The 337-nt window shown below is 30.3% G+C and carries 1 protein-coding gene; it reads right to left on the bottom strand.

The window, feature by feature from the left end; translation table 11 throughout:
- Positions 1 to 337 (bottom strand): transposase (locus DWX59_RS29560; RefSeq protein ID WP_235845214.1); only part of this gene is annotated, 337 nt, incomplete at both ends.

Below are 337 nucleotides of genomic sequence, written 5' to 3'. Positions count from 1 at the left end.
TCTATCATCAATTGATTTAATACCATTGACCAATTCCTAATATGACCATTTTCCCATTTGTTTTCTAATTCTTTGATTCTTAGATATAAAAGTTTAAACAATGCATTCTCATTAGGAAATGTTCCTTTTTTAGTGACTTTTCTAAAACTAGAATTAACTGATTCAATCGCGTTAGTCGTATACATGATTTTTCTAACATCACTTCCATAGTTAAAAAGCTGTTCTACATGTATGAAATTTCGTTTCCAAACATCTATGGCACCTGGGTATTGAGCCCATTCTTTTTGAAATGTTTCAAAAGCCGTTTTTGCAGTTTTTATATTAGTAGCACCATAGA

The sequence above is a fragment of the Enterocloster aldenensis genome (assembly GCF_003434055.1).
In the GTDB taxonomy this organism is placed as follows: Bacteria; Bacillota; Clostridia; order Lachnospirales; family Lachnospiraceae; genus Enterocloster; species Enterocloster aldenensis.
Note: the sequence above shows the minus strand (reverse complement) of the source record. Positions and strands in the feature narration are given on the sequence as shown.